Origin of the sequence: Martelella alba, from assembly GCF_005217455.1 — a bacterium.
In the GTDB taxonomy this organism is placed as follows: domain Bacteria; phylum Pseudomonadota; class Gammaproteobacteria; order Enterobacterales; family Enterobacteriaceae; genus Acerihabitans.
Window position 1 is genome coordinate 36,894 of record NZ_SZPQ01000015.1, and the last position, 25,475, is coordinate 62,368.

The 25,475-nt window shown below is 54.8% G+C and carries 22 protein-coding genes; 14 read left to right on the forward strand and 8 right to left on the reverse strand.

All coding sequences use genetic code 11. The features are described 5' to 3' along the window. The first annotated feature begins 38 nt into the window (after positions 1-38). Together FCN80_RS11175 and FCN80_RS11180 are read left to right on the forward strand one after the other, a co-directional pair. The gene (locus FCN80_RS11175) at positions 39-662 is read left to right on the forward strand and encodes an NADPH-dependent FMN reductase (RefSeq protein WP_136990245.1); all 624 of its coding nucleotides are present in this window, start codon (positions 39-41) and stop codon (positions 660-662) included. A 176-nt stretch (positions 663-838) separates the two neighbouring features. After that, entirely contained in the window at positions 839-2,809 is a 1,971-nt protein-coding gene (locus FCN80_RS11180) for a hypothetical protein (protein ID WP_136990246.1), read from the forward strand. Positions 2,810-2,843: 34 nt separating this feature from the next. On the opposite strand, the gene FCN80_RS11185 is transcribed toward FCN80_RS11180, so the two are convergent. Then, a complete protein-coding gene (locus FCN80_RS11185) occupies positions 2,844-3,839 on the reverse strand; it encodes an Ldh family oxidoreductase (protein WP_136990247.1) in 996 nt (331 codons plus the stop codon). Positions 3,840-4,169: 330 nt separating this feature from the next. On the opposite strand from FCN80_RS11185, the gene FCN80_RS11190 reads away from it, so the two are divergent. Then, entirely contained in the window at positions 4,170-5,345 is a 1,176-nt protein-coding gene (locus tag FCN80_RS11190) for a winged helix-turn-helix domain-containing protein (protein WP_373880328.1), read from the forward strand. 2 nt (positions 5,346-5,347) lie between these two features. Here FCN80_RS11190 and FCN80_RS11195 read toward each other — a convergent pair whose 3' ends face one another. Beyond that, entirely contained in the window at positions 5,348-5,974 is a 627-nt protein-coding gene (locus tag FCN80_RS11195) for an NADPH-dependent F420 reductase (protein ID WP_136990249.1), read from the reverse strand. 311 nt (positions 5,975-6,285) lie between these two features. On the opposite strand from FCN80_RS11195, the gene FCN80_RS11200 reads away from it, so the two are divergent. The 7 genes from FCN80_RS11200 (at position 6,286) to FCN80_RS11230 (ending at position 14,392) form a co-directional block, all read left to right on the forward strand. Then, positions 6,286-8,436: a carbon starvation CstA family protein gene (locus FCN80_RS11200; protein WP_136990250.1), complete on the forward strand. Its 2,151-nt coding sequence runs from the start codon at positions 6,286-6,288 to the stop codon at positions 8,434-8,436. A 69-nt stretch (positions 8,437-8,505) separates the two neighbouring features. Continuing rightward, entirely contained in the window at positions 8,506-8,709 is a 204-nt protein-coding gene (locus FCN80_RS11205; protein WP_136990251.1) for a YbdD/YjiX family protein, read from the forward strand. A gap of 63 nt (positions 8,710-8,772) precedes the next feature. Then, positions 8,773-9,729, forward strand: a complete 957-nt coding sequence (gene yjiA, locus FCN80_RS11210; RefSeq protein ID WP_136990252.1) for a GTPase — start codon at positions 8,773-8,775, stop codon at positions 9,727-9,729. A gap of 523 nt (positions 9,730-10,252) precedes the next feature. Further along, positions 10,253-10,642 (forward strand): hypothetical protein, encoded by a 390-nt coding sequence (locus tag FCN80_RS11215; RefSeq protein WP_136990253.1) that lies wholly within the window; start codon positions 10,253-10,255, stop codon positions 10,640-10,642. A 500-nt stretch (positions 10,643-11,142) separates the two neighbouring features. Then, positions 11,143-12,072, forward strand: a complete 930-nt coding sequence (locus FCN80_RS11220; RefSeq protein ID WP_136990254.1) for a hypothetical protein — start codon at positions 11,143-11,145, stop codon at positions 12,070-12,072. A 102-nt stretch (positions 12,073-12,174) separates the two neighbouring features. Next, positions 12,175-13,122, forward strand: coding sequence for an Ig-like domain-containing protein (locus tag FCN80_RS11225; RefSeq protein WP_136990255.1), 948 nt, complete (start codon positions 12,175-12,177; stop codon positions 13,120-13,122). Between the two features lie 40 nt (positions 13,123-13,162). Next, positions 13,163-14,392 carry an Ig-like domain-containing protein gene (locus FCN80_RS11230; protein WP_136990256.1) on the forward strand — a complete coding sequence of 410 codons (1,230 nt, stop codon included), beginning with the start codon at positions 13,163-13,165 and terminating at the stop codon, positions 14,390-14,392. A gap of 107 nt (positions 14,393-14,499) precedes the next feature. On the opposite strand, the gene FCN80_RS11235 is transcribed toward FCN80_RS11230, so the two are convergent. Together FCN80_RS11235 and FCN80_RS11240 are read right to left on the reverse strand one after the other, a co-directional pair. After that, positions 14,500-15,960, reverse strand: coding sequence for a sensor histidine kinase (locus FCN80_RS11235; RefSeq protein ID WP_136990257.1), 1,461 nt, complete (start codon positions 15,958-15,960; stop codon positions 14,500-14,502). A gap of 3 nt (positions 15,961-15,963) precedes the next feature. Further along, positions 15,964-16,686 (reverse strand): response regulator transcription factor, encoded by a 723-nt coding sequence (locus FCN80_RS11240; RefSeq protein WP_136990258.1) that lies wholly within the window; start codon positions 16,684-16,686, stop codon positions 15,964-15,966. Positions 16,687-16,938: 252 nt separating this feature from the next. Between FCN80_RS11240 and FCN80_RS11245 the strand changes: the two genes are divergently transcribed. Together FCN80_RS11245 and FCN80_RS11250 are read left to right on the forward strand one after the other, a co-directional pair. After that, the gene (locus FCN80_RS11245; RefSeq protein ID WP_136990259.1) at positions 16,939-17,217 is read left to right on the forward strand and encodes a hypothetical protein; all 279 of its coding nucleotides are present in this window, start codon (positions 16,939-16,941) and stop codon (positions 17,215-17,217) included. A gap of 160 nt (positions 17,218-17,377) precedes the next feature. Further along, the gene (locus FCN80_RS11250) at positions 17,378-18,088 is read left to right on the forward strand and encodes a glutathione S-transferase family protein (RefSeq protein ID WP_136990260.1); all 711 of its coding nucleotides are present in this window, start codon (positions 17,378-17,380) and stop codon (positions 18,086-18,088) included. Positions 18,089-18,102: 14 nt separating this feature from the next. Here the strand turns inward: FCN80_RS11250 and FCN80_RS11255 are convergent, their stop codons facing one another. Both FCN80_RS11255 and FCN80_RS11260 read right to left on the reverse strand, forming a co-directional pair. After that, complete coding sequence (locus FCN80_RS11255; protein WP_136990261.1) at positions 18,103-19,395, reverse strand: MFS transporter; 1,293 nt, start codon at positions 19,393-19,395, stop codon at positions 18,103-18,105. A gap of 484 nt (positions 19,396-19,879) precedes the next feature. Further along, a complete protein-coding gene (locus FCN80_RS11260) occupies positions 19,880-20,065 on the reverse strand; it encodes a hypothetical protein (protein ID WP_196239156.1) in 186 nt (61 codons plus the stop codon). A 252-nt stretch (positions 20,066-20,317) separates the two neighbouring features. Between FCN80_RS11260 and FCN80_RS11265 the strand changes: the two genes are divergently transcribed. Continuing rightward, a complete protein-coding gene (locus tag FCN80_RS11265; RefSeq protein WP_306767871.1) occupies positions 20,318-21,751 on the forward strand; it encodes an EmmdR/YeeO family multidrug/toxin efflux MATE transporter in 1,434 nt (477 codons plus the stop codon). Positions 21,752-21,957: 206 nt separating this feature from the next. Here the strand turns inward: FCN80_RS11265 and FCN80_RS11270 are convergent, their stop codons facing one another. Beyond that, positions 21,958-22,449, reverse strand: coding sequence for an Hsp20 family protein (locus FCN80_RS11270; RefSeq protein ID WP_136990262.1), 492 nt, complete (start codon positions 22,447-22,449; stop codon positions 21,958-21,960). A 206-nt stretch (positions 22,450-22,655) separates the two neighbouring features. Continuing rightward, positions 22,656-23,807, reverse strand: a complete 1,152-nt coding sequence (gene fucO / locus FCN80_RS11275; RefSeq protein ID WP_136990263.1) for a lactaldehyde reductase — start codon at positions 23,805-23,807, stop codon at positions 22,656-22,658. 619 nt (positions 23,808-24,426) lie between these two features. Here fucO and rhaT point away from each other — a divergent pair. Then, entirely contained in the window at positions 24,427-25,461 is a 1,035-nt protein-coding gene (gene rhaT / locus FCN80_RS11280) for an L-rhamnose/proton symporter RhaT (protein WP_136990264.1), read from the forward strand. Positions 25,462-25,475 lie beyond the last annotated feature (14 nt).

Here is a 25,475-nt window from a genome sequence, read left to right on the forward strand (position 1 = left end):
CATGTATCATACACGTAAATAAACGGGAAGGCCTTATTATGTGCTCCACCGGAACCCGCGCGGCGTCATTGGCGAACCGGGCGGCGATCGAAACACAACGCCCTCCACTGGCGCTGCTGGTTATGGGCAGTGTTCGCGCCGGCCGGCTTTGTCCGGCGATCACGCGCTGGGTGGCCGATATAGGATGCTCGAGTACCCACCTGGCGTTTGAACCGGTGGACCTGGCCGAGTGGTTATTGCCGATGGACGATGAGCCTGCAATACCCGCCATGGGGCGCTATGCTCAACCGCATACCCGCGCCTGGAGCGAGAAAATCCGCAGCGCGCAAGCCGTCGTTTTTGTCACCCCGCAATACAATTGGGGCTATCCCGCGGTACTGAAAAACGCCATAGACCATCTTTATAGCGAATGGCGGGGAAAACCGGCGGCAATCATTAGCTACGGCGGCCATGGCGGGGAAAAGTGCGCCGAGCAACTTCGGCAGGTGGCCGCCGCGTTAAAAATGGCGATGGTGGCGACCGCGCCGGCATTGACATTGGACGACGCGGTGATCCGCCAAGGTGCGCCGCTGGATCCACAGCGGGATTTAGCGGCGTATGCCGGGACGATTCGGCGTGCCTTGAGCGAACTGCAAAAAGAAATTTCATCAATAACGCGCTAACGGGCTTTCGGATATTACGGCAGACGCCGACGAACAAACCCTATACTCCTTTTACCGTAACGTGGCTTATTTGTTGGCGGGACCCAATACGTTCCCAGCGATTGTCCCAATCGTATAAAACAATTTATAGCTTGGATGACACCGCTGGCCTTATCGGATCGTATAAAGGAACGGACATGCCTATTTCATTAAATCATTATCCCCAGCGTCAAAAAAACGATTTCTGGTTTCATGCCTATCGGCGACAATTGACCGACCGGCGGGAGCAACTCGCCGGTCGGACGGCGGCGATACCGAAACCGCTCGTAAATATGCGGTGTTGCCGGTATGCGATCCCCCCTGTCGGGCCCGCCGTGGGTAAGGGCAAGCCCATATCGACAATGTCGCTGGTCAACTGCGTGCTGCTTCTTACCGCCGTCGCGGGTGTCGACGGACTGGCTCGCGAAGGCTCACAGGCGTTGGCAACCTCATTGTCGCCGCCATTTCCCGCAACGGCCCACGGCATGGCCTCACCTCAGGAGGTCGTCGAGACGGATTGCGATGGTATCGGTCATGGCGCATGGCCAGGTGTTACGAGTCGCCGCAAAAGAATGCAAACCTGCGCATGCGACACCGAAAAACGGGTGAAAAAAGAAAAGCGTATCAAAGCCAGAGCCAGGGAAAAGGCCAGGGCCAGGGCGCGCGCCGAAGCCCGGGCCGCCGCCAGAACAGCGGCCCGGCAAACGGTAATGAGCGAAATCGCCGGGGGCCATACCCACCGGGCGGCAAGCGCGATGGGCGGTGTTGTCGGTACGGCGGCCGGCGCGGTGGGAACCGGCATTAAACTGCTGGGCGGCGCGCTGGCCGTGGCGGGAACCGGGGCTGTCGTCGCAGGGATAGCCACCGGCGCCGCCGGGCGGCCGGCGCAAGAATTAACCAAGCCATATAACGCTAAAAATAACGCGCGGCGGGAACAACCCATGATCCCTATCGTGACGCCCGCCAGCAAAAGCGGCGCGGCGGGGACCGCACTTGGGCAGGATACGGGAGAACGTGCCGCGGCGGACATCGTCACCCTGTCCCCTGAAGCGTTGCCAGGACCCCACCTTGGCGGCGTGGTTTATGAAACGGGAATTGAGGCCATCCCCCGGTTATCGCAATTTATCCATCCAATGAATTATTATCGCTGGCTTTTTGGTCATGAAAAAGCCGATCAGCTAGAGGCCATGAAGCAGCATATCGCTGCAAATTATCGAACCAGCGATATTTACCTGCATCGTCTTGTCGATAGTGACGCAACCATACCCGAAAGATTTCAGTTCCTGAAAAATAATATTATTGATTTTCGTGGCGAAATAGAAAAAGCACAAAGCCTGGTTAACTTGGCATTATATAAATTTCAGCGCACCACCCTCCGAAATGATTATGGCTACTTGCAGTATGCGCCGAAAAATTCAATTAAAGTCTACCTCCGCGGCGCTTTGGGAACCGATGATGAGAATATTCTTCATCAGGCGATGCTGCGACTAGAATATTATCTACTACAGTTGAAAAGATACTTTGATGAATACAAAAGTAACATTATATTCGCTACGGCGAAACAGCCCGGTTACGATAGCATCAATTCCCAGCAACCCTTGCTGGGATTTGTGATGCCGATGGATAATGCCAATCGGGTGGTGCTAATGGTGGATTATTTTGAAGACGGTATTATTTTGAATAATCGCCTGCATATTACCATGTTGCATGAAGCGTCGCATATCCAAGCGGGTTCGCGGGATTTTGTTTATTCACCCATTACCCGGTTTGTCGGCGACGCCAGTGAAATCCTTGAGGTGTTTAATGAAGCGTTATACGCCTACGGTAATGAAGCAATCGCTTGTGATGAATTATTTATCCAAAGTTATGAACATTTTCTGAATGTGCAGGTTAGCGTTGCCCAATTTTTGCAAAAGGTTAAGGAGGATCCTATGCTACAGCGGAATATCATGATGGATAACGCAGACTCCATTGCGCAATATATCCACGATATCGCGTTGTCCAGAGCTTACAACCAGGATTATATCGGTCGGTCCGGCAGAAGTGAGAGGGATACGGAAAGACTGGTGGGGCAATTATTTATCAAGGCGATTGTCAATTTGCTGATGAAGCAACGCGGCGTGGCCTGACTCAGGCCATCCCGGCGACTCGCCGTCACGACGCTCAACCAGCCGAAGCGGCGGTTGTCAGATCGGCCAGCAGGCTGTCGGATAAGCTGATGTTCTCTTCGGCGCGCGCCGCAAACCGCGCGCGCCGATCGCCGGGCAACCGTACCCCCGGCTGTTCGAGCATGGCGGACAACAATGCTTCGATATGTTCCAGGTATCCCGGGTGGAAAAAGCCCGGATCGATCAACAGCAATAATTGCGCCACGTCTGGCGCGTTGCCCTCGGCGGTAAAAAACGAACTGGCCTGGAAAGCGAAGTTGCCCCCCGCCAGACCCGCGGTCAGCAATTCCACCATTAAGGCCAGCGCGGCGCCTTTAGCGCCGCCGGCCGGCAACAAACTGCCGGCCAGGGCCGCCTTTGCGTCGGTGGTGGGGCGGCCTTGCGCGTCCAGCGCCCAACCGGCGGGGATGGGCTGATGTTGCTGATCAGCCAGCATAATCTTGCCGCGAGCGGCTTCGGATAATGACAAATCCATCGTCAGCGGCCGGTTACGGGCCCGGGGCGTGGAAAAAGCCAGTGGATTGGTGCCCAATACCGGGCGGCACCCTCCCCAGGGCGCCATGGCCGCCGGCGTGTTGCTCATCGCCAGCGCCAGAACGCCTCGTTCGGCGGCCTGTTCCACATAATAGCCCGCCATACCGAAATGATGGGAGCGACGGATGCTGACGGCGGTGATGCCATTGGTCTTGACATTGACCATGCCGCGCCGCAATCCCAGCGCCACCGCCGGAAACGCCAGACCGTAACCGGCGTCGATCACGATAATCGCGCCTTGTTCCCGGCAGGACACCGTGGGCGCCGCCTGCAGTTTTCCGCTTCGCAGTTGAGCGAGGTAAAACGGCAAACGGGCGAAACCGTGAGAAGGAACGCCGGCGCGCTCGGCCGATAATAGGACCTGTACGGTTTCGGCGGCGGCGGGGGAAGGCACGCCCAGGCGTTCAAGTCCCGCCTGGGCGAGGGTGACGACAGCCTGAATACTGATGGTCTTCATTTGCTTCTTTCCCCTTGCATTCGTGGATTTTCGGCGGCGGCCGGGCGCGCCCGGTTTGGCCCGTTTTGGCGACGATATTACCAATCATATGGGTGATTGCACGTATTTCCTTGAGGATTCTACCGATAACCGGTATCCGGATCATGCCTGACAGAGGACTGGAAATGTGTGTCGCGAGGGTGGCCGTTAGGGGGGCGGGGGCGGAACGCGCCATGGACAAAATGCCATGGGTAAGCCTATGAAGGGTAAACTTTAGCTCTCGCGATGGGTATACTGATGTAAATCCACTTCTTTACGCAGACCGCGGCCAGTTATCCCCGGATGAGGATCATGTCAAAACCCTTTCTCTCGCTGCCGGCTTCGCAGGCCCGCGCCATCTGGCTTCGCGCTCAAAGGCTGGATATCGCCGCGCCTTTTGGCGCCGGGCCGGGCGCTGTTCGCAAGGCCGTTGAACATCTTGGCTACGTACAAATCGATACCATCAATGTTATAGAACGCAGCCATCATCATATCCTGTATACCCGTATTCCGGATTACCACACGACGGATTTGGAAACGGCGCAGTCAGAGGACAAATCGGTGTTCGAATATTGGACCCATGCTCTGGCCTATATACCCACCCGGGATTACCGTATGTTCGTCCCGGCCATGAATCGGTTTCGCGCCGCTCCGCCCGCCGGTTACGCCACGGTGACCGCGCGGGATTATGCCGGTCTTCTGCGGCGTATTCGCGAGGAAGGCGCGCTGTCGATACGGGACTTCAAAGATGAGGCGCTGGTGGAAAAGACCCATCCCTGGGGCAGCCGGAAACCGTCCCGGCAAACGTTGCGCTGGGGGTTTTTTTCAGGGGATTTGACCGTCAGCAGACGCACGGGCATGCTGAAAACCTATGAACTTGCCGTCAGGCACTTTGGCTGGCGACAGCGGCCGCGCCCCGTCAGCGATCAGCAATTCGCCCACTACCTGATAAACCGGGCGCTGCGATCGCAAGGTATCGTCAGTGTCGATTCGGTCTGTTACGGCAACAGCGCCGCCAAGGCCGCGGTACGCCAATGGCTTGACGCGGCGGTAAAACGGCGGCGACTGGTGCCGGTGAATCTGGCCGAGGCGCCCGGCCTTGCCCATTGGACGGAACCTGATCAGTTGGAGATGCCCGTCACGCCGGCGACGGAACCCATGACGCACATTTTATCGCCGTTCGATCCGCTGATCATTCAGCGCAAGCGGCTGGCGCTGTTTTTCGGCTATCAGCATCTCTTTGAAGCTTACGTCCCCCCACACAAACGGGTCATGGGGTATTTCGCCCTGCCGGTACTGGTTGGGGATGAGATTGTCGCCGCCCTTGATCTGAAAATGGACCGTCAGGCCGGCCGGTTGCTTGTTCAGAATTGGCACTGGCTAACTCCTGCTCGTCCGGCGCTCAAGGCCGCTATTGAACAAGCGCTGGATAAGTTCGAGCTTTTTCATCTCGCCGCCATGGATAATGGCGGCGCCGGGCGGTTATGAAGTCAGCGGGTCGCCGCCGCCAACGCTTTTGGCAGCCATTCTTTGTTAAACCGCACGCAATAAGCCGGGGTGCCGGTCTGGAATCGCCAGCCTTCGGATAACGGGCCGACATCCACCACGTCGAAACCGAACTGATCATACAGTTCGGCTACCCGTTTCTTGGCCTGTTCGTCATCGCCGCATAAGGGCAGGGCGCGTCTGTCGAATGAACCGGCCGGCTGACGATCCCGCTCAATATGGGTCATGATGATGGCATTGAACGCTTTGACGACATGGGACTTAGGCAAGTGCGCGGCCAGCAATTCGCTGCTTGTGGTCAGGCCCTGGTCCAGGGCGGCGATTTTTCCATCGCGCTGGGGATAATAGTTATTCGTGTCGATAACGATTTTACCTTCCAGCGGTTGAACCGGCACAGACCGGTAATGCGCCAGGGGGATGGCGACAATCACGATTTCGCCGAAGGCGGCGGCCTCCTGGATGGTGCCGGTTTTACAGCCGATGATGACGCCGTCGCTAAACAGCGTATGGGGACCGCGCGAATTGCTTATCATGGCGTCATGTCCCTGTTTGACCGCCGCCGAGGCCAATGTCCGGCCCACATAGCCCGCGCCGATGATACCGATATTCATGGTTTGTGATTTCTCCGTAACTAAGCCAAGCCTTCCCGATTCGCGTCGCGGCAAGTAAAGCAGCGACATCAAGGAGGGCGGGAAACCTCCACCATAGCCTATTAACCTGGATTGAACAGTCCCAAAATGCATGTAACGCCGCAGAGAGCACAAGCTATCAAAGGCGCGGCGGGGGCTGGAAAACGGCAACCATTTAATCCGCTATACGACCGCTCTCGCGGCTATTCGACCGGTAAACCATTTTCCTCGGTGTGTTTCTTCATCGTCGGCATAAAGTACAGTCACGATTACCCCTACTGAAGATTGTACCCATGAAAAATAAACTTCTTAAGCATATTCCCTGGCTTATCCTCGGCCTGATAGGGGCATGCTGTCTGGGCGTTGTGGCCTTGCGCCGCGGCGAACAAATCAGCGCCCTATGGATAGTGGTTTCCTCGGTGGCCGTTTATCTGGTGGCCTATCGGTACTACAGCCTGTATATCGCCAAACACGTCATGCAACTGGATCCGGAGCGCGCCACGCCGGCCGTTATCAATAACGACGGCCTCAACTACGTGCCCACCAACAGAAATGTCCTGTTTGGGCACCATTTCGCCGCCATTGCCGGCGCCGGACCACTGGTCGGCCCGGTGCTGGCCGCGCAGATGGGCTACCTGCCGGGTACCCTATGGATTCTCGCCGGCGTGGTGCTGGCCGGCGCGGTGCAGGATTTCATGGTGCTGTTTATGTCCTCCAGGCGCAATGGCGTCTCATTGGGGGAAATGATCAAACAGGAAATGGGGCCGGTACCCGGCACCATCGCCCTGTTCGGCTGCTTCCTCATCATGATCATCATTCTGGCGGTGCTGGCGCTGATTGTCGTGAAAGCGCTGGCGGAAAGTCCCTGGGGGGTCTTTACCGTTTGCTCAACGGTACCCATCGCCTTGCTGATGGGTATCTACATGCGTTTCATCCGGCCCGGACGGGTGGGTGAAGTCTCGGTCATCGGCGTTGTACTGCTGCTCGCGGCCATCTGGTTCGGCGGCGTTATCGCCCACGATCCCTATTGGGGACCGGCGCTGACCTTTAAAGACACCACCATTACCTATACCTTGATCGGCTATGCGTTTGTATCGGCATTGCTGCCGGTATGGCTTATTCTGGCGCCGCGGGATTACTTGGCGACCTTTCTCAAAATCGGCGTTATCGTCGGCTTGGCCGTCGGTATCCTGTTTATCGGCCCCGATTTGAAAATGCCGGCGGTTACCCGCTTCATTGACGGCAGCGGTCCGGTGTGGAAGGGCGCGCTATTTCCCTTCTTGTTCATCACGATTGCTTGCGGCGCGGTCTCCGGTTTCCATGCCCTGATCGCCTCGGGCACCACGCCGAAGCTGCTGGCCAGTGAAAACGATACCCGGTTCATCGGTTACGGCGCGATGCTAATGGAATCCTTCGTGGCGGTCATGGCCCTGGTGGCGGCCTCCATTATCGAGCCGGGACTGTATTTCGCCATGAATGTACCGCCGGCCGGCCTGGGCATTACCATGCCGGATCTGCATAATCTCGGCGGGCCGGACTCGGCAATGATTCTGGCCAACCTGCGCGATGTGACGGCGCACACGGCGGCGACCATCAGTTCCTGGGGTTTTGTGATCACCCCTGATCAGATTTTGCAGACCGCCCATGATATCGGCGAACCCTCCATTCTCAATCGCGCGGGCGGCGCGCCGACCCTGGCGGTGGGCATTGCCCACGTTTTCCACAAAGTGCTGCCAGGCGCCGATATGGGGTTCTGGTATCACTTCGGCATCCTGTTCGAAGCGCTGTTCATCCTGACCGCGCTGGACGCCGGTACCCGTTCCGGCCGGTTTATGTTGCAGGATCTGCTGGGCAATTTCGTGCCGTTCCTCAAAAAAACCGACTCGCTGGTGGCCGGTATCGCCGGTACCGCCGGTTGCGTCGGTCTATGGGGTTATTTGTTATACCAGGGCGTGGTGGATCCGTTGGGCGGCGTGAAAAGTTTATGGCCGCTGTTCGGCATCTCCAATCAGATGCTGGCGGCGGTGGCGTTGACGTTGGGCACGGTGGTGCTGGTCAAGATGAAGCGCGCCCGTTACGCCTGGGTAACCGTGATCCCCGCGGTTTGGCTACTAATCTGCACGACCTGGGCCCTGGGACTCAAATTGTTCAGCCAGGACCCGAAACTGGAAGGTTTCTTGTTCCTGGCCCGCAGCTACAGCCGTAAGATAAGCGAGCAAGGCGCTACGCTGACCGCGCAGCAAATAAGCAATATGCATCACATTGTCGTCAACAACTATACCAATGCGGTATTAAGCGTACTGTTTCTGATTGTTGTTTATGGCATCCTGTTCTATGGAATCAGGACGGTGCTGGATGCCCGTAAATCCGGCAAACGCACTGATAAGGAAACCGCTTATATCGCATTGCCCGAAGGCGGCGTCACACCCGTGTCAAGCCACTAGGGCGTTGCGTCATCTGTGTTCCGCACGGCCACGCCCGGCCGTGCGGGTTGTTTTATCCGGAGGCGCCCTATGTTTGGAAATCTGGGTCAGGCAGGTAAATATCTGGGGCAGGCTGCCCGCATGTTGGTGGGCATTCCCGATTATGACAATTACGTCCGGCACATGGCCGCCAATCATCCCGATCAACCCGTGATGGATTATGAAGCCTTCTTCCGTGATCGGCAGGAAGCGCGTTATGGCGGCAGCGGCAAAGGCGGTTTTCGCTGCTGCTAGCGGACTGCGAGGTCACCGCCGCCTGATTCCGGCGCGGGGCGGTCTTAAGGGGAGTGTAACAATATGAACCAACCTTTGCCGGCTACGCTGCTTTCCGGCTTTCTCGGCGCGGGGAAAACCACCCTGCTGCGTCATATTCTTGATGGCGGCCACGGCGAAAAGATCGCTGTGATTGAAAATGAATTCGGCGCCGCGCCTATCGACGATAGTCTGTTGGGGGAACGCGCCACGCAAATCACCACATTGAGCAACGGTTGTATTTGTTGCAGTAGCGCCAATGAGCTGGAACGCGCGCTGCTGGATTTACTGGACGGATTTGACCGGGGGGAAACGCCGTTCGAGCGGCTGGTGATCGAATGCACTGGCATGGCCGACCCCGGCCCCATTATCCAAACGTTTTTTTCCCATGACATCATCAACCGCCGTTTTTTGCTGGACGGGGTGATCACTTTGGTGGACGCGGTGCATGGCGGTCAGCAACTGGATCGGTTTCCCGTGGCTCAGGCCCAGGTGGGTTTTGCCGATCGCATTCTTCTGACCAAGACCGATGTCGCCGCGGATGCCGGCGCGCTGGAGCGGCGTTTGCAGGCCATCAATGCCCGCGCCCCGGTGTACCGGGTGGTTAATGGCGATATCGCCGTCAATCAATTATTTGGCGTCGAGGGTTTCATTCTCAACGATCGGATAATGGCCAAACCGCGTTTCCGGCCACTTATTCCAACGGAAAATCATGTTCGTTCACTGGTGGTGAATTTGAACAAGCCGGTGGATCTGGCCATCTTGTCTGATTTTATGGAAGGAATGCTGACCCGTTATGCTGATAACCTGTTGCGTTATAAAGGCATCCTGGCGGTCAAAAACGAGCCGCGCCGCTTGTTGTTCCAAGGGGTGCAACGGTTGTATAACGCTGACTGGGACCGGGAGTGGGCGCCTGATGAAACGCCCGCCGGCGTGCTGGTATTTATCGGCATCGATTTGCCGGAAGACGAGATACGCGCCGGCTTTGCGGCCCTGAATTAACACGGGATAATCGCGGGTATTCAGGTTGAGATACCAACATAACCCGCATTTTTTTGACTGCCCACGCTGCGCGGGGAATGCCTGTCCGGATCATTTTCCCTTGATCCAAAAGCGATGCCGCTTGTTTCTCTCTGTTTTTAGCATGCCGACGATCAAAAAATGACATTGATAAACGCCAGTCCGTGCGACATAGTTAATCAACAGCGAGAGAATAGCGATTTTTCATAAATCCAAGTCACCCCTTTGTTGTTTATGCTCGCTTGGCCCAATGACAAAGTTATCTGTGCGACTGGGGGGATAAGGGGGGATAATATCAGCTATCGAAAAAGCATCAGTAGTGTATTTGAAAAGTGTATTCGATAAAATAATTGGATAATTTTAATATTACACTGTTTTGCCACAGTATAGCAATTCGTCTTACTTCATCTCGTCGTTTTATGATTTTGGGTATACACCATAATGTTGAATGCCAAACCGGGCTTGGTAGCCCGAGATATGACTTATTAGCGACTGGAGGTTTATTATGTCAGAGCTCAATGATAGCGAAGTTATTCCCGCTGATGCCGCCGTTACCGCTTCGTCTGGATTTTCCATGAGTCTTCAGACCGTGATCTTTCCCAGTACTGGCAATATTGGCGGCTTGAATTTCGCGGTGAGAGATGCCTTGACCGGGGCGCCTTCGCGGAATGTGCTTGCTACGATCAGTATGACCGGTCCGGGCAGTTTCCTTGTCGCGAACCAGACTGTCTCTGGTAGTAATGGTAATGCGACCACGCCGGTATACGCCTATTCCGACGCCGCAGGTTTATATCGGGTGCATGTGATTAAACAATCTGCCAGTGAGGTGGCCATAAACGTCACTTTATGGGATGCGCCCCAAATTACCAGCCGAATTCAGCTGGTATTCAGTTAAGTTAACAAAGCGCGCTGTTTACCCTGTTGGAGGAACTTGCCGGCAGTATCGCGGGAGGCACTGACGATGTCGGATGCCGGCAGAATTATCAGTCACCGCTCCCCAGCTCGATAAGACGCTTACAGACAACGTGGCCGTGAATAAATTTTCACGGGGACAGGTGTGAGTCAGACCCTTATCAGGGCGCTGCAACATCGCAATGGCTCTCTAGGCTACGGAGGCAATTCACACGTCGCTTGTTTTCAATTACCGCCGAGGCGCCTTGGACCACACTTTGGGCATGCCGCTTAGATGAGTCACATAAAGAGTTGCTGGGGTCAATACTTAATAAACTTCCGGGTTGAAGTTATCCATGTAAGAGAAGAAAGGTGTTTTTTTTAGCATGCGGTTTGGTAAAAAAAAACATTGCAATGGAATCCCCATGTTTTATCTTTATGGAATAAATCTCAGGCTGGTAGAGGCATTTTGTGAATCGCTTTTTAATTTTTTAAGGGGCGTATATGGCACTTGCACCTCCTATTTTACCACAAGCCAATAACGGGAATATTTCTTTACCGGTAATCCAAAATGGCGGCGGACTGTATTTCCAAATTCCACGTTATGCAAACGTGGCGGTTGATGACAGGATACGGGTGTTTTGGAATAGCGTGCAGGTATGGGAGTACATCATTTCCAGCCAGCAGCAGTTTTTCCCTATCTCCGGGCAGATTCCCACGGTTTACATAAGCCTTGGTATCAGCAACATCTACTACACTGTTACTGACCGGGCTTTCAATACAAGTTTGTCGGAAATCGTTAATGTCAATATTGTGGCGGGATTGTCATTACTCTTAACAACCGGCGCGGTAAATCAAGATTTCGACGCTATAAAAGTCTATCCATTCAATCGCGGCGTCGTTTACGGTGAGCCGGGAAAGCTTATAGAACTCAATGTGCTCGGAAATGCCAGATTTGATGTGAATAATTCGCAGTTTTACAGTGCCAGGTTAGATAATTTCGGACAAGCGGATTTTCGTCTTTTCTCATTTTCTCAGGGGAATAATCAGGTTACCGCCTTTGATCCCGGTTCCGGGGCATTTTTTTCGGGTTCGACGGTTTTTGGTCCCTTCACGGTTGGATCGGACCGGATTATCCGGGTAAATCACAGTAACGGGGCCCCCGCCAACGGCAGAACGTTTAATTCCCTTTATTTGATGACCGAGCGTACCTCCAATCGGAGCAATCCCATCACCATGGTCCGGGCGCAGGTCAGCGGCAGCGCGCAGATAGTGGGCGTGGGTCAGGTGGGGAATATTCTGCTCAACAGCGATCAATCGGCGACCATTGATATCTTCGACCGGGTCGCTGAACGGGTAAATGTCACCCTTACTTTACCGGAAGCCAGTGGTTCCGTGGTTATGCGGGAAATGGTTTTTGTGCCGGAACCTTAAAGGGGCCTGGCCCGCAGTTTGGCAGTGATCATGGATTAGCCCTAATGGGATAGGTTCTTAAGGACAGACTCGCAAGAAATTATAAGACGCCAGAGGCTGAATATGTTTGCTAAATTCCAACCCGAACCTGAGTTGTTCGCTGATTATAGCTTGTCCTTGGTGGTAACATCGGATAACGCATTGGCGAACGGTAGCGCGACCAATGCGGTAAGGGCCACTTTGCGAACAGGCAATATTTTTCTGGATAAGCAAGCCATCAACTTTGAGCTCTTCGGAAGCGCGTTGTTCGCCAACGGCACGCAACAAAGCACGGTATTGACCAATAGTCTTGGCAATGCCGATGTCAGTTTTACCAACACAGTGGCTGAAAGCCCGAGAATATTGGCTTCCTATCGCGATATCGTTGGTGAGGAAGTTTATGCCTCACAATATACCACCTTCCAGGGTGGCGTACCGTCATCCTTAAGTCTGAATTGGCAAATCATCGCCAACAACGCACCGGCCAATAATACGACTAATAACCTGATTGCCTATACGGTACGTGATGCCGCCGGCAATCCTGTCGATGGCGAACTGATTGATTTTGTCGTAACCCAAGGACAGGCCACTTTGAGCGCCGCCCGGGGGCAGACCAATAATCTTGGCGTATTTGAACTGGCGATAAGAAGCGGGCTATCCGGGCCGGTGACTGTCCGTGCCGCGCTGGTGTCGCAACCGAATGTTTTTCAATTCACCGAGGTTATGTTCAGCGCCGTGCAATCGGCCATTTTAGCCGTGACGGTATTGAGCGACCATGCGCCGGCCAACGGCCTAAGACCAGTTGTGGTCCGGTTTACGTTGATGACCCTGCAAGGGCAACCCTGGCCGCAACAGCAGTTGACTTTTACAGCCAACAATAATGCTTCGCTCTCGCCGACGAGTGGATTGACCAATAACAACGGTCAGATCGACGTGAATATCGTGAATCAAATTCCAGGACAGGTGAGAGTGTCGGGAAGTTGGGTAGTTAACCCAACAGTCAAAAATAACGTTGATGTCACTTTCATTTAGCAATACTGAATTCATGCAATCATTCAAGTAGAGGTGATTTATGTCAGAAACGATTCTTCCCCCCGGGGATTGCCGGCATGAAAACACGTTGACATTGACCACGACCTCCCTGGCCAAAGCCGATGGTATCGAAACCAATAGCGCCACCGCCCACTTAGCGCGAAACGGTTGCGCCATAAGCGGTCAGCCAGTCAGTTTTCTTCTGTCCGGTCATGCGATATTTAGCCAAGGGGGTAAACAGACTACCGCCATTACCGATGCCTATGGCAATGCGACGGTTTTTTTTACCGATACGGTACAGGAAACGGTAAACATCACTTGCGTTTATTACCAGCTGCAAGCCAGTGGTTATTCCCGCTTCAATGCCGCTGCGCAAAGCGGGCTTGATATCTCAGCGGAAGTGGTAACGGATAAGGCGCCGGCCAATGGTATCAGTCCTAATGAATTGCTTTATAGCGTTTACGACACCGCCAGAAGGCGCGTCCCTGGCGTGCAAATTGATTTTTCCACCACCGGAAGCGCGCTCTTATCAAGTCCATCGGGTATCACCAACGCCCAAGGCCAATTTCCGCTGACCCTGACGAATAACGTCGCGCAACAGGTATTGGTTTCAGCCCAGGTTCCCTCTGCCCCTAATGCCACTAATTACACTTTTCTGGAATTTATCAGGATTCCGGTCTTTTTACTGACGTCCAATACGCTCGTCAATAATACGCCGGCCGGTAGCGGTGTTAACCGCATCCTGTTCATGCTTACCGCGGATAATGCGCCGGCGGCGAATCAGCAACTGAGCTTCAGTGTCTCACCTTCCACGGCAAGCGTGACGCCCGCCAGCGCATTAACTAACGCCAACGGCCAGGTTGAGGTTGACGTATCCAGCAGTGTGGCGGGAGATATCACGGTGACGGCCAATGCCACCGATACGGGGTTGCAGCCTATTCATGTGGTCGTCGTTTTTACCGCGGTGGTGCAGCGCTATTTTATCGCCAATGAAGTCTTGACCGATCATGCATTGGCCAATGGTTCGGCGCAAAATAGGGTTCGGTTCACCGTGTTATCCCGTGCGAACAATATGCCTCAGCCGAATATCGGTTTGACATTCTCCGTTACCGGCAATGCCCAGCTTGCGGTTTCCTCGGGAACAACCAATGCGCAAGGTCAGTTTGAATTGGGGTTGACCAATACGATACCCCAGCAAGTCAGGGTCACGACCAGTGTCACAAGTGAACCGATCACCAATAGCAATGTCGATTTGACCTTCATACTTTAACGCATTCAAGCCCTATCGCGGCGTCAAGAGCGCCGCGAAATTGCCGGAGACGGATTGATTTATCGGGCTTATCCCCACTGGCCGGTAGCAGTGGAGCCGCGGAAGGCCTAGACCGCCGGCAGGGTGAACTGAAAACAGGCGCCATGGTCGCTGTCGCACAGCATGATGTCGCCGCCATGCAGTTGCAAAATTCGTCGCACTATCATTAATCCCAGCCCGCCGGCCTGGCGATGGGTCTTGTCCGAAAGCGGCGGGCGTTCGAACAAGTCGGACTTCAGCGCGTCGGGGATGCCAGGACCGCTGTCAGTCAACTGAACCATGACCTGATCGCGCTGCCGCCACCAGTGCAGTGCGATCACACCCTGTGCCGGCGTATGGCGGATAGCGTTATCGATAAGATTGGTCAATACCCGTTCCATCATAGAGATGTCCGCGTGGATCAGCGGCATATCCGCCGGCATATCTATCATCATCCGTTGCCGGCGGGTCTCCAGCGCCAGCTCGAATTTTTGCAAGACGTCTTGCACGAGATCCGCCATGGCGAACATTTCTTTATGCGGTCTCACCACGCCATATTCCAGCCGGGCCAGCTCGAATAACGCCTGGGCCAACTGACTGACTTTGGCGCTTTGCGCCAATGCGATATTCACATAACGTCGCCGCTCTTCCTCCGACAGTCGGTCGGTTTTCAGCGATAAGGTTTCCAGATAGCCGTGCAGCGATGTCAGCGGGGTACGCAGATCATGGGAAATGTTAGCGATAAATTCCCGTCGTTGCTGATCCTGATGCGATAACTGTTCCCATTGCCTGGCGATCCGTCGGGAAAGATGAATGAACGCCGCGGTCAGTGAAGACACCTCGTCGTTGCGCCGTACCGGTATGTCGCTATTGGCCAGCGCTTGCACCGCGGCGATACCGTCCTGGTCCAGGCGGCCCACGTGCTGGGTGAGTCGCCGTATCGGCCGGGTCACCCAGCGAAAGGCAAAGCCACCGCCCAGTAGGCCGAAAATCAGCACAAAGCCCATTGATCGGAAGGTGGAGAGCGCCAACAGCGCAGAATGCGCGTTACCGGCCAACGCATTATATTCTTCCCCCTGCAAAACGACATAAACGTAGCCGGCCGGTTTCCCCGCGGCGTTCAGCGCGGCCGCGCTAAATACTTTGCGCTGCGCCGGATCGCGCGGGTCGTCGCCATAGACCGGCATACGCGCGCCATTGAGCAGGGCATGGATAGGTCGCAGGTCGACATTGCGGTATTTGATGTGTCCCGGCGGCGCCGCGTCCGCGGCTATCCGACCCCGGGCGTCCAATAGATAGATTTCAACACTGGGGTTGACCGCCATGGCCTGATCGAAAACGGTTTTGACGGCCCTGGCGTTAAACCCGTTTGGACCGATAAGCGGGTAGCTTTCGGCAATCTGGCCGGCGAGACGATCGGACAATTGCTGGATGACCGCCTGGCTATATTGATTGCTGCTGCGAATTTGCATCCAGCCCGACAGGGCGCAGCACAACAGCAGCAATACAGTGAAAACCAGCGTCAATCGTTGCGTCAGTGTGAGATTCATGGATTATGCCTTGGGCTCCTGGTCCGCGGGCGCGAACTTATAGCCTTTACCCCAAACGGTCAGGATGTATTCCGGCCGGGCCGGTTGCGATTCAATTTTGATGCGCAGGCGGTTGATATGGGTATTTACCGTATGTTCATAACCGTCGTGTTGATATCCCCACACTTCATTGAGCAGATGCAGGCGTGAAAAGACCTTGCCCGGATTTTTAGCGAAATAATACAGCAAATCGAATTCGCGGGGGGTCAGGTCGACCGGTTGCTTTTGCAGTAGCACCTCCCGGGAAACCGGGTCGATAATTAAATCAGCGATTTTCAACGTCCCGGCGTCCAGACGTAAATTCATACTCATGGCTTCCTGACGCCGAAAAACGGCTTTAACCCGGGCCGCCAGTTCCAGCAGTGAAAACGGTTTGGCCAGGTAATCATCGGCGCCAAGCTCCAGACCCAATACCCGATGCACTTCGCTGGAACGGGCACTGATAATGATAATCGGGGTGTAGCGGGTCATGCGGCGAACCCGGCGGCAAATTTCCAGGCCGTCGATACCCGGCAGCATTAAATCCAGAATCAATGCGTCCCAATCGCCGTGTTCCAACGCGGCCATGCCGCGTTCACCGTCGGCGGCATGGCTTACCGAAAATCCTTCATCGCGCAAATGTAGCTGTAACAGTTCCGCGATATCACGGTCGTCCTCGACGACCAGGAGTTTTTTTCGTTTATCCATTGTTTTCACCTTTGCCGACCGCATTGCCGATACTTTAGACATATTACACAGCCGGCGCCCGCCAAGTTATCACATTTTGTTTAAGGTTGCGTGAGGCCATGGTGAACAGATCCCGGTAATACTTTATTGCGTGGCTGGCCGAATAAGGCTGTTCAGTGGATTTTCGGCCGCCGGTTAAATCAGGATATGGCGATTTTACTCATATTCAAAAATACCCGAATAACTCAATAAACTTTAATAGAAGGCGATACCATGAAAAGAACGCTTATGACAGTATTAACGGCTGCCCTGTTGCTGAGCGCGGTTGGCGCATATGCCGAAGACACCATGAGCCAAAACAGCATGCAGAATAACAATGCCACGGGGAAAATGTCTCATGGTCATATGCAAAAAAAGAAAATTATGAAAAAGAAAACCCCTGAAGATGCCATGACAGGGAAAAACGCCATGAGTCATGACAATTTATCAAAAGATGCCATGCCGCAAAGCAAAATGGGGAATGAAAATATGAAACAAAGCAGTATGCCTTAAACTGTCTTAGTGTGATTACCAAGGGATACTGACGGTATCATTAGGTCTGAGCTAATACAACTTAAACCCTCAAGTGCATTTTGCCGGGGTTCGGCGCACTTGCCGCCTGACCGCAACACGGAATATAGTGGCAGCAGGCACGCATCATCAGGAGAAGATAATGATCCGTTTTTATTACAACCTCGCCCCTAACCCCGCCAAGATCGCCCTGTTTCTCGAAGAAACGCAACTGCCCTATCAACTGGTGCCGGTAGATACCGGCAAAGGGGAACAGCACTCGCCGGCTTTCCGACTGATCAATCCCAATGGCAAGGTGCCGGCGATCGTCGATACCGATGGTCCCGGCCATAAGGAGGCCAGGGTATTCGATTCGACGGCGATTTTGCTTTATCTCGCGGAGAAAACCGGTATGTTGCTGGGCGACCCCGAGTCTAGGCCGGAACTGTTGTCATGGCTGCTGTTCATCGCTTCCGGTTTGGGCCCTTTCTCGGGGCAGGCCGTCCACTTCCAATTCGCGGCGCCCGACGATGTGCCCTATGCCTTGAACCGTTATCGCCGCGAGGCCGAGCGGCATTATCGCGTGCTGGATACCCATTTGGCCGATCGGCAGTATATTGTGGGCCATGAATACAGTATCGCCGATATTTCGGCCTGGGGCTGGATCGACCGGGCGCCGCGCGTTTTGAAAGGGGAGGAACCGCCATTGGCGTCGTTCCCCCATCTGCAAGCCTGGTATGCGCGGGTTAACGCCCGTCCGGCAGTGGAACGGGCCCGCGCCCTGGGCCGGGACCACAGTTTCAAGACGGATTTTGATGAGCAAAGCCGCAGGGCGTTGTTTCCATCCAATTACCCCGAGGGCGCCGGGCGTTAATGCATAACCTTGCATCAATGCAATGACGGCAGTGCGGTTTCGCTTTGCTGCGTGGCGTTGCCGGCATTGGGCCCTTTCACGAAAGTCCAGAGGATGATGGCGCCCAGCACATCCAGTACGCTCAGGAACACGAAGAATGGGTTGAAGCCGATGGTTTTCACCAGCGCGCCCATGATAAGCGTACAGATCAGAATGCCGGCCCAGCCAGCGGATCCGGCGAAACCGCTGACGGTGGAAACTTCATCGCGCTTGAACAGGTCCGTGGCCATGATAATGACCTGCGTGGACAGCATCTGATGCGCGAACGCGCAAATGGACACAAGTCCGATCGCCACATAGGCGCTATGCACAAATCCCACCAGCGACAGCGGCAGCATCATCAACGCGCCCAGGGAAAAACTGAGGCGGCGGGCGTTGATGGTATTAATGCCCCAGCGACGCATCAGAAATTTGTTAAGGAAACCGCCCGCCAATCCACCGAAATCGGCGGCCAGGAACGGCAGCCAGGCAAACAGCGCGATATCCTTTAACGGCATGTGGCGCACGGTCATCAGGTAGACCGGCAGCCAGAAATTGATCGTGCCCCAGGTAGGGTCGGCCAGGAAACGCGGCAGCGCGATGCCCCAGAAGTTGCGTTTACGCAGCAGCGAAAGCACAGCGGGTTTCTTGCCGTCGGCCTGCAGGAAGGTTTCCTGCCCCTGATCGATATATTGCGCTTCTTCCTGGGTCAGTAATTTGTGCTTTTTCGGCGTATCGTACAAAAACCACCACAAGACAGCGAACACCAGGCCGATACCGCCGGTGATGACGAAAGACATTTCCCAGTTGTAATTCATGATGGCCCAGACCACCAGCGGAGGCGCCAGCATGGCGCCGATGGAGGTGCCGATATTGGCGATGCCGCCGGCGATACCTCTTTCCGTCGCCGGGAACCATTCGGAATTGGCCTTGACGCCCGAGGGAATGGCCGATGCCTCGCTGATGCCCATGACGCCGCGCAGGAAAGCCAATCCCCCCCAGGAGGCGCAGCCGGCGTGGGCCATATTAGCCAGCGACCAGACGACAATCATGATGAAAAAGCCCAGTTTAAGCCCGATGACATCGTTGATATAACCGCAAATGGGCTGGGCGACGGTATATGCCAATTGAAACGCGCTAAGCACCCACGAATACTGCTGTTCCGACATGTGGATTTCTTTGAATAGCGTCGGTGCGACGACGCTAAGCGAGCTTCTTGCCAGAGCGTTAATAATGGTTCCCAGGGAAACCAAGCCTATCATCCACCATCTCAAATGCTTTATTTTCATTGTTATGCTCCTGTACGGACAAAACACGTCGCTGGACGGGCAGGCGCAACATTCCCCCGAGCGCCCGCCCTGTCAATGGTCAATGGCATCCGGGGCCTTCGCCTGTGCGCAACGGTTGCGGCGCTAAGGCGCTTGCCAGCGGCGCCCGTCATTAAATCGATCAAGGCGATTTCCCATCTGACCCGGCGATTCGTTACGGCGCGGGGCATTCTCGTCGCACGGATGGGATGGGAAGGTACCGATATCGAGAGCACGCTAAAACATGTAGAACTACCATTCAAGTATGATAAGTTTGTTTCTTTGAGATAGATCTCACATATAAAATGCAAACGATGAGTTTGCATACATAAAATGGAGGGCTGCTCAACTTTTTGGTTAATGCCGTTGGGCATTAGCCCTATATGTACCACAGGCGATTTTTTCGGTGAGTCGCGTTTTCGCCGCCGGTTACGCGGTAAACGACGCAACCGGGGGAGGGGATTGGCTAATGCCGCCAGTCGGAAAGGATCTGTTCGGTGGTTTTCAGGACGATGTGATTGCCGGGTATGGATAGCGTCGACCAGACGTCATTATGTTGGCCGATAAGCTGAAGGGCTGAGGCATACCGCCGATGGGCGGTGGTATGCGCATCCGAGGCGATGGTGAGGGCAAAGCCCCTACTGGCCACCATGCAATGTGAATTCGCAAGTGTATATGCCGGCTATCGCAATGGGCTGCATTCACTTTCTGTAATAACTAAAAGTTTAAAAACAAATGAAAAAATATTGCCTATTTGCTCATTCTTACACATGATTTTAATGATCTCAATTTGCTGTTTATACTCTGAGGACTCCGGGTTGCGCCGCGGCGGCAAAGCCACCGCGGCCAACCAAGAGACCACTTGCAGTCGGACGGGTATGGCCGTGCGTTCGGAACTATCTTGGTGAACTACAGCGTAATATTGGCGGAAAAGCTTAAGCATACCTTCTGGTATCGTAAGCGGCATTCCAACCGCGTGCTTTTGGGGCGCGAAGTGATTCCCCTGGTCATCCCGATACTTATCGAGAACCTTTGCGTATTATTAATGGGCGTACTCAGTACGTTCCTGGTGAGTTGGCTGGGTAAGGAAGCCGTCGCCGCTGTGGGGTTGGCCGACAGTTTCAATATGGTGATCCTGGCGTTTTTTACCGCCGTTGACCTTGGCACCACGGTGGTGGTCGCTTTTAATCTGGGTCGGCGTAATCGTAAACAGGCCCGCACCGCCGCCCGGCAATCCATCGCGCTATTGACGCTGGTATCGGTATTGATTGCCGTGGTGATCGAATTTATCGGTCCCTGGATCATCGATCTTATCGCCAATCAGGCCGAGCCGGAGGTCAAAACACTGGCGTTGAGTTATCTGCGGGTCACCGTATGGAGTTATCCGCCCGCCGCCATGGCCTTGATCGGCTGCGGGGCGTTGCGGGGCGCCGGCAATACCAAGTTGCCGATGGTCATCAATATCGCCATGAATATCTTCAATATCGTCATCAGCGCCGTGCTTATCTACGGCTGCCTGGGATGGCACGGTTTGGGGTTTGTCGGCGCCGGCATCGGTTTGACGGTTTCCCGGTACATTGGCGCCGCCATGGTGCTTATGGTGTTGCGTTCGGAAATGAACCATACATTGCGGCTGCCGCTCAAGAGTTATTTTACCGCGCTGAATCCCACCGTGTTGCTGGATGTGTTAAGTATCGGCCTGCCCGCCAGCGTGGAATCGGTACTGTTCAACGCCGGCAAACTGGTTACGCAGATTTTTGTGGCCGGGATGGGCACGGATGTGATTGCCGGCAATTTCATCGCCTTCTCCATCGTTTCCCTGATTAATCTCCCTGGCAATGCCTTGGGCTCATCTTCGACCATTATCGTCGGCACCCGGTTGGGTAAAGGGCAGATACGCCAGCCGATACGTCAGTTGAAATTCATTTTCGGGCTGTCCAATTTCAGCCTGTGTCTGCTGGCCCTTTGTTCGGTGCCGATGGCGGGATTGCTGGCGGCCTTTTATACCAACGATCCCGATGTTATCCAGGTTGTGAAGTATCTGGTCTGGCTTAATGCGTTGTTCATGCCGTTTTGGGCGGCGTCCTGGGTGTTGCCGCTGGGTCTGAAAGGCGCGCGGGACGCCCGTTATACCATGTGGGTCTCCATGGTGAGCATGTGGGGCTGCCGGATTGTCTCAGGCTACGCCCTGGGCATTTACGCCGGTTTGGGCGTCTACGGCGTTTGGTTGGGTATGTTCCTGGACTGGATCTTGCGGGGCGCGCTGTTTTATCGACGCATGGCGAGCGGACATTGGCTGTGGCGTTATAACACCCGGGGCAAGGTGAAGGCTGTGTAGGGGTTTGCGACGCGACGTAACCTGACCGTCATGCCCGCCCGTTGTAAAAAGGGCCGGACGGCCATCATAACCGGCATGCGCGCTCGTTATAAAAAAGGGCCGGGCGGCCGCCACGGAAAGTGTCACGGATGCCCGGCCGAACATGTCCTGCCGGCGCCGGCGGCGAGCGCATGGGCTATTGTCGAAAGACGCCGCCCGGTCCGGCGTCAGGCTTGTTCCGCATGTTCAATGACGCGGCCGCCCTCAGCGGTTTCCGCCGGCTGCCGGATGGCGATCTTCTTCAATTTTTCGTCTTCCGGTATTTCCTGTTCAAGGCTGACTTCCAGCAGGCCGTTGACCAGGCTTGCGCCGGTCACCTTGGTTCCCCGGCTGATATTGAACTGCAACTGGAAGTTGCTGCGATTGATGCCCTGATGCAGCCAGTCGTCTTTTTCCGTTTTGCGTTCTTCCTGATGCCGGCCCTCAATAACCAACTGGCCATTCCGGGCGCTGACATCAAGCTCGTCAGCGGTATAACCGGGTACGCTGACCGTAATGGCAAACCGGTTTTCGGCTTTTTTAATGATGTCGTAAGAGGGGGAATCGGCCACCGGTTGATCGCCGGTCAGTCTGCTGAACAGACGGTCGATCTGATTAAAACGATCGGATAATAATGAATCGCTGAATGAAGGGATCAGTGAAAAAGGATGAGTGATCATGGCTAATCTCCTGTGTTAACAAAAGTTCAACCTATAACCGGATTATGCCCGTCGTCTTTCACGCCAGATTTATCGGGCTTCTATCAATCCTCAGCACAAAATATGGGGGTGGGCGGCGTGATTTCAAGGGGGGCATGACATTTTTTTGCGGAACCATCCCGCCGGTTGCCCGGCGGGATGGTCAATGTTTATTGCAGCGTTTATGGTCAGTAAATCGCCCGGTAAAGCTGGGCAATATCGCCGACATTGGTCTGACGCGGATTACCGCCGGTGCAGACATCATCAAACGCCGCCTGCGCCAGGGCGGGAATATCGCCCTCTTTCATGCCGACTTCCCGTAGACGGGCCGGGATGCCCACATCCCGGCACAAGGCGCGCACGGCGTTCACCGCCGCCTGCCGAGCCTGTTCGATTGGCAAATCGGCTGTGGCCTCGCAACCCATGGCCGCGGCGATGGCGCGGAATTTTTCACCCGTGTAGGCGGCGTTGTATTCCATGATATGCGGCAGCAGTACGGCGTTGGCCACCCCGTGCGGCGTATTGTAAAACGCCCCCAGCGGATGCGCCATGCCGTGTACCAGACCAAGTCCCACATTGGAAAAACCCATGCCGGCGATGTATTGACCCAACGCCATATCGTCCACGCCTTGCGCTTCGCCTTGTACCGAGGCACGCAGGGAGCGGGCGATAATCTCAATGGCCTTGAGATGGAACATATCGGTCAGTTCCCAGGCCGCCAGGGTGGTGAAGCCTTCAATGGCGTGAGTCAACGCATCCACGCCGGTGGCTGCTTTGAGGGCGGGGGGCATACTGGCCATCATATCCGGATCGATGATGGCGACCAGCGGAATGTCATGGGGATCGACGCAGACGAACTTGCGGCGTTTTTCCTCATCGGTGATCACGTAGTTGATGGTGACTTCAGCCGCGGTGCCGGCGGTGGTGGGAACGGCGATAATAGGCACACAGGCTTTGGCGGTGGCCGCGACCCCTTCCAGGCTGCGGACGTCGGCGAAGGCCGGATTATTGATGATGATGCCGATGGCTTTGCTGGTATCCTGCGGCGAACCGCCGCCGATGGCAATGAGATAATCCGCCTGCGCGGCCTGAAACGCGGCGACACCGCGTTTCACCACATTGATAGTGGGGTTGGGTACCACTTCATCGAACATGGAGAACGCCAATCCGGCGCTGTCCATCAACGCTGTCACGCGCGTGGCGATACCGACGCGCAGTAGCTCCCCATCGGTCACGATCAACGCTTTCCGATAACCGTGCGCTTTCGCTTCGTCGATGATATGACTAATAGCGCCTCTGCCGAAATAAGCAGTTTGATTGAGAATCATTCGATTTGTCATGATAATTACCTTGATGAAAGTGATCTTTTCTCCGGAAAAATAACGCCATCGCCTTTGGCTGTTTGTGCTCCGGCTCGAAATTTTAATCGTCGTCGCCAATTAGGCTAATGGACTCCAGTCTATTTCCACAATAAGGTTATTACCTTCCATTTATTGCCATGTCTGCTGATAGACTGGCAATCATTTCAAGAAAATATTTTGCTATTTATACTCGCCATACTTCACGTTGCCTCATTGTTGGCTGCATTCGTCCTCCCCAGTCATTTAGATAGTCGGCTATGCGCCCGGAGCGGGCTCACTTGCCGTCGCGATAATTAGAGTATATATGCGCTCCCGGCGCATTCGGCCTGCCTTGCCGCGGCGACCTGCATTATTCAGCCCATATCCGGTTGGTTGCGGAGAGCGAATGTATGAATAGAGATACTACAATATCTCGTCAAAATGTGATTCAGATCACCCGGCTCTAGCGCATTTTGCCATGGCCATGACAAAGATGGCATTGTTAAGAAGGTATGGATTGGCGAAATAATTATTATAAAGACACTTCTGTAAACCTGGCCTTAATTTTATCTCTTCAGTTCTTTTAAACAGAGATATTTAATCTAATAGGAAAGACTCAATGGGCAGTTCAATTCTACTGGGCATTTTTTGGCACTTTATCGGTGCCGCCTCCGCCGCCTGTTTTTATGCGCCGTTCAAGAAAGTCAAGAACTGGAGCTGGGAAACCATGTGGTCGCTGGGCGGGTTCTTTTCCTGGCTGGTATTACCCTGGGCGGTCAGTGCCATCTTGCTGCCTGATTTCTGGGGTTATTACGGCTCTTTCTCTTTCTCAACCCTGCTGCCGGTCTTTTTGTTCGGCGCCATGTGGGGGATAGGCAACGTCAATTATGGCCTGACGATGCGCTTTCTCGGCATGTCTATGGGCATAGGGATCGCCATCGGCATCACGCTGATTGTCGGGACCTTGATGACGCCCATCATCCATGGCCGGTTCGGCGAACTGGTGGCGTCCTCCGGCGGCCGCATTACTTTGCTGGGCGTGCTGGTCGCTTTGGTGGGTGTGGGTATCGTGACCTATGCCGGGGTCTTGAAGGAACGGGCGCTGGGTATTCGCACCGAGGAATTCAATTTGAAGAAGGGCCTGACCCTGGCCATTCTCTGCGGAATATTTTCCGCCGGCATGTCCTTCGCCATGGATGCCGCGCAGCCGATGCATGACGCGGCGGCGAAACTCGGCATCAGCCCGTTGTACGTGGCCTTGCCCAGTTATGTGGTGATCATGGGCGGCGGCGCGCTTATCAATCTGGCTTACTGTTTTATCCGGCTGGCCGTCAAACCCGAGTTATCGCTCAAGGCGGATCTTCACGTAGCCAAACCTTTGCTGCTGGCCAATGCGCTGTTTTCCATTATCGGCGGCGTGATGTGGTACCTGCAATTCTTCTTCTATGCCTGGGGGCAGGCCAATATCCCGACGCAATACCACTATGTCAGTTGGATGCTGCATATGAGTTTCTACGTGCTGTGCGGCGGCATCGTCGGCCTGGTTCTCAAGGAATGGCGCGGCGTGGGCCGCAAACCCGTGCGGGTGCTTTGCATCGGCGGGCTGGTAATCATCCTGGCCGCCAATATCGTCGGCCTTGGCATTGCCTCCTGAATCAAGGAACATAC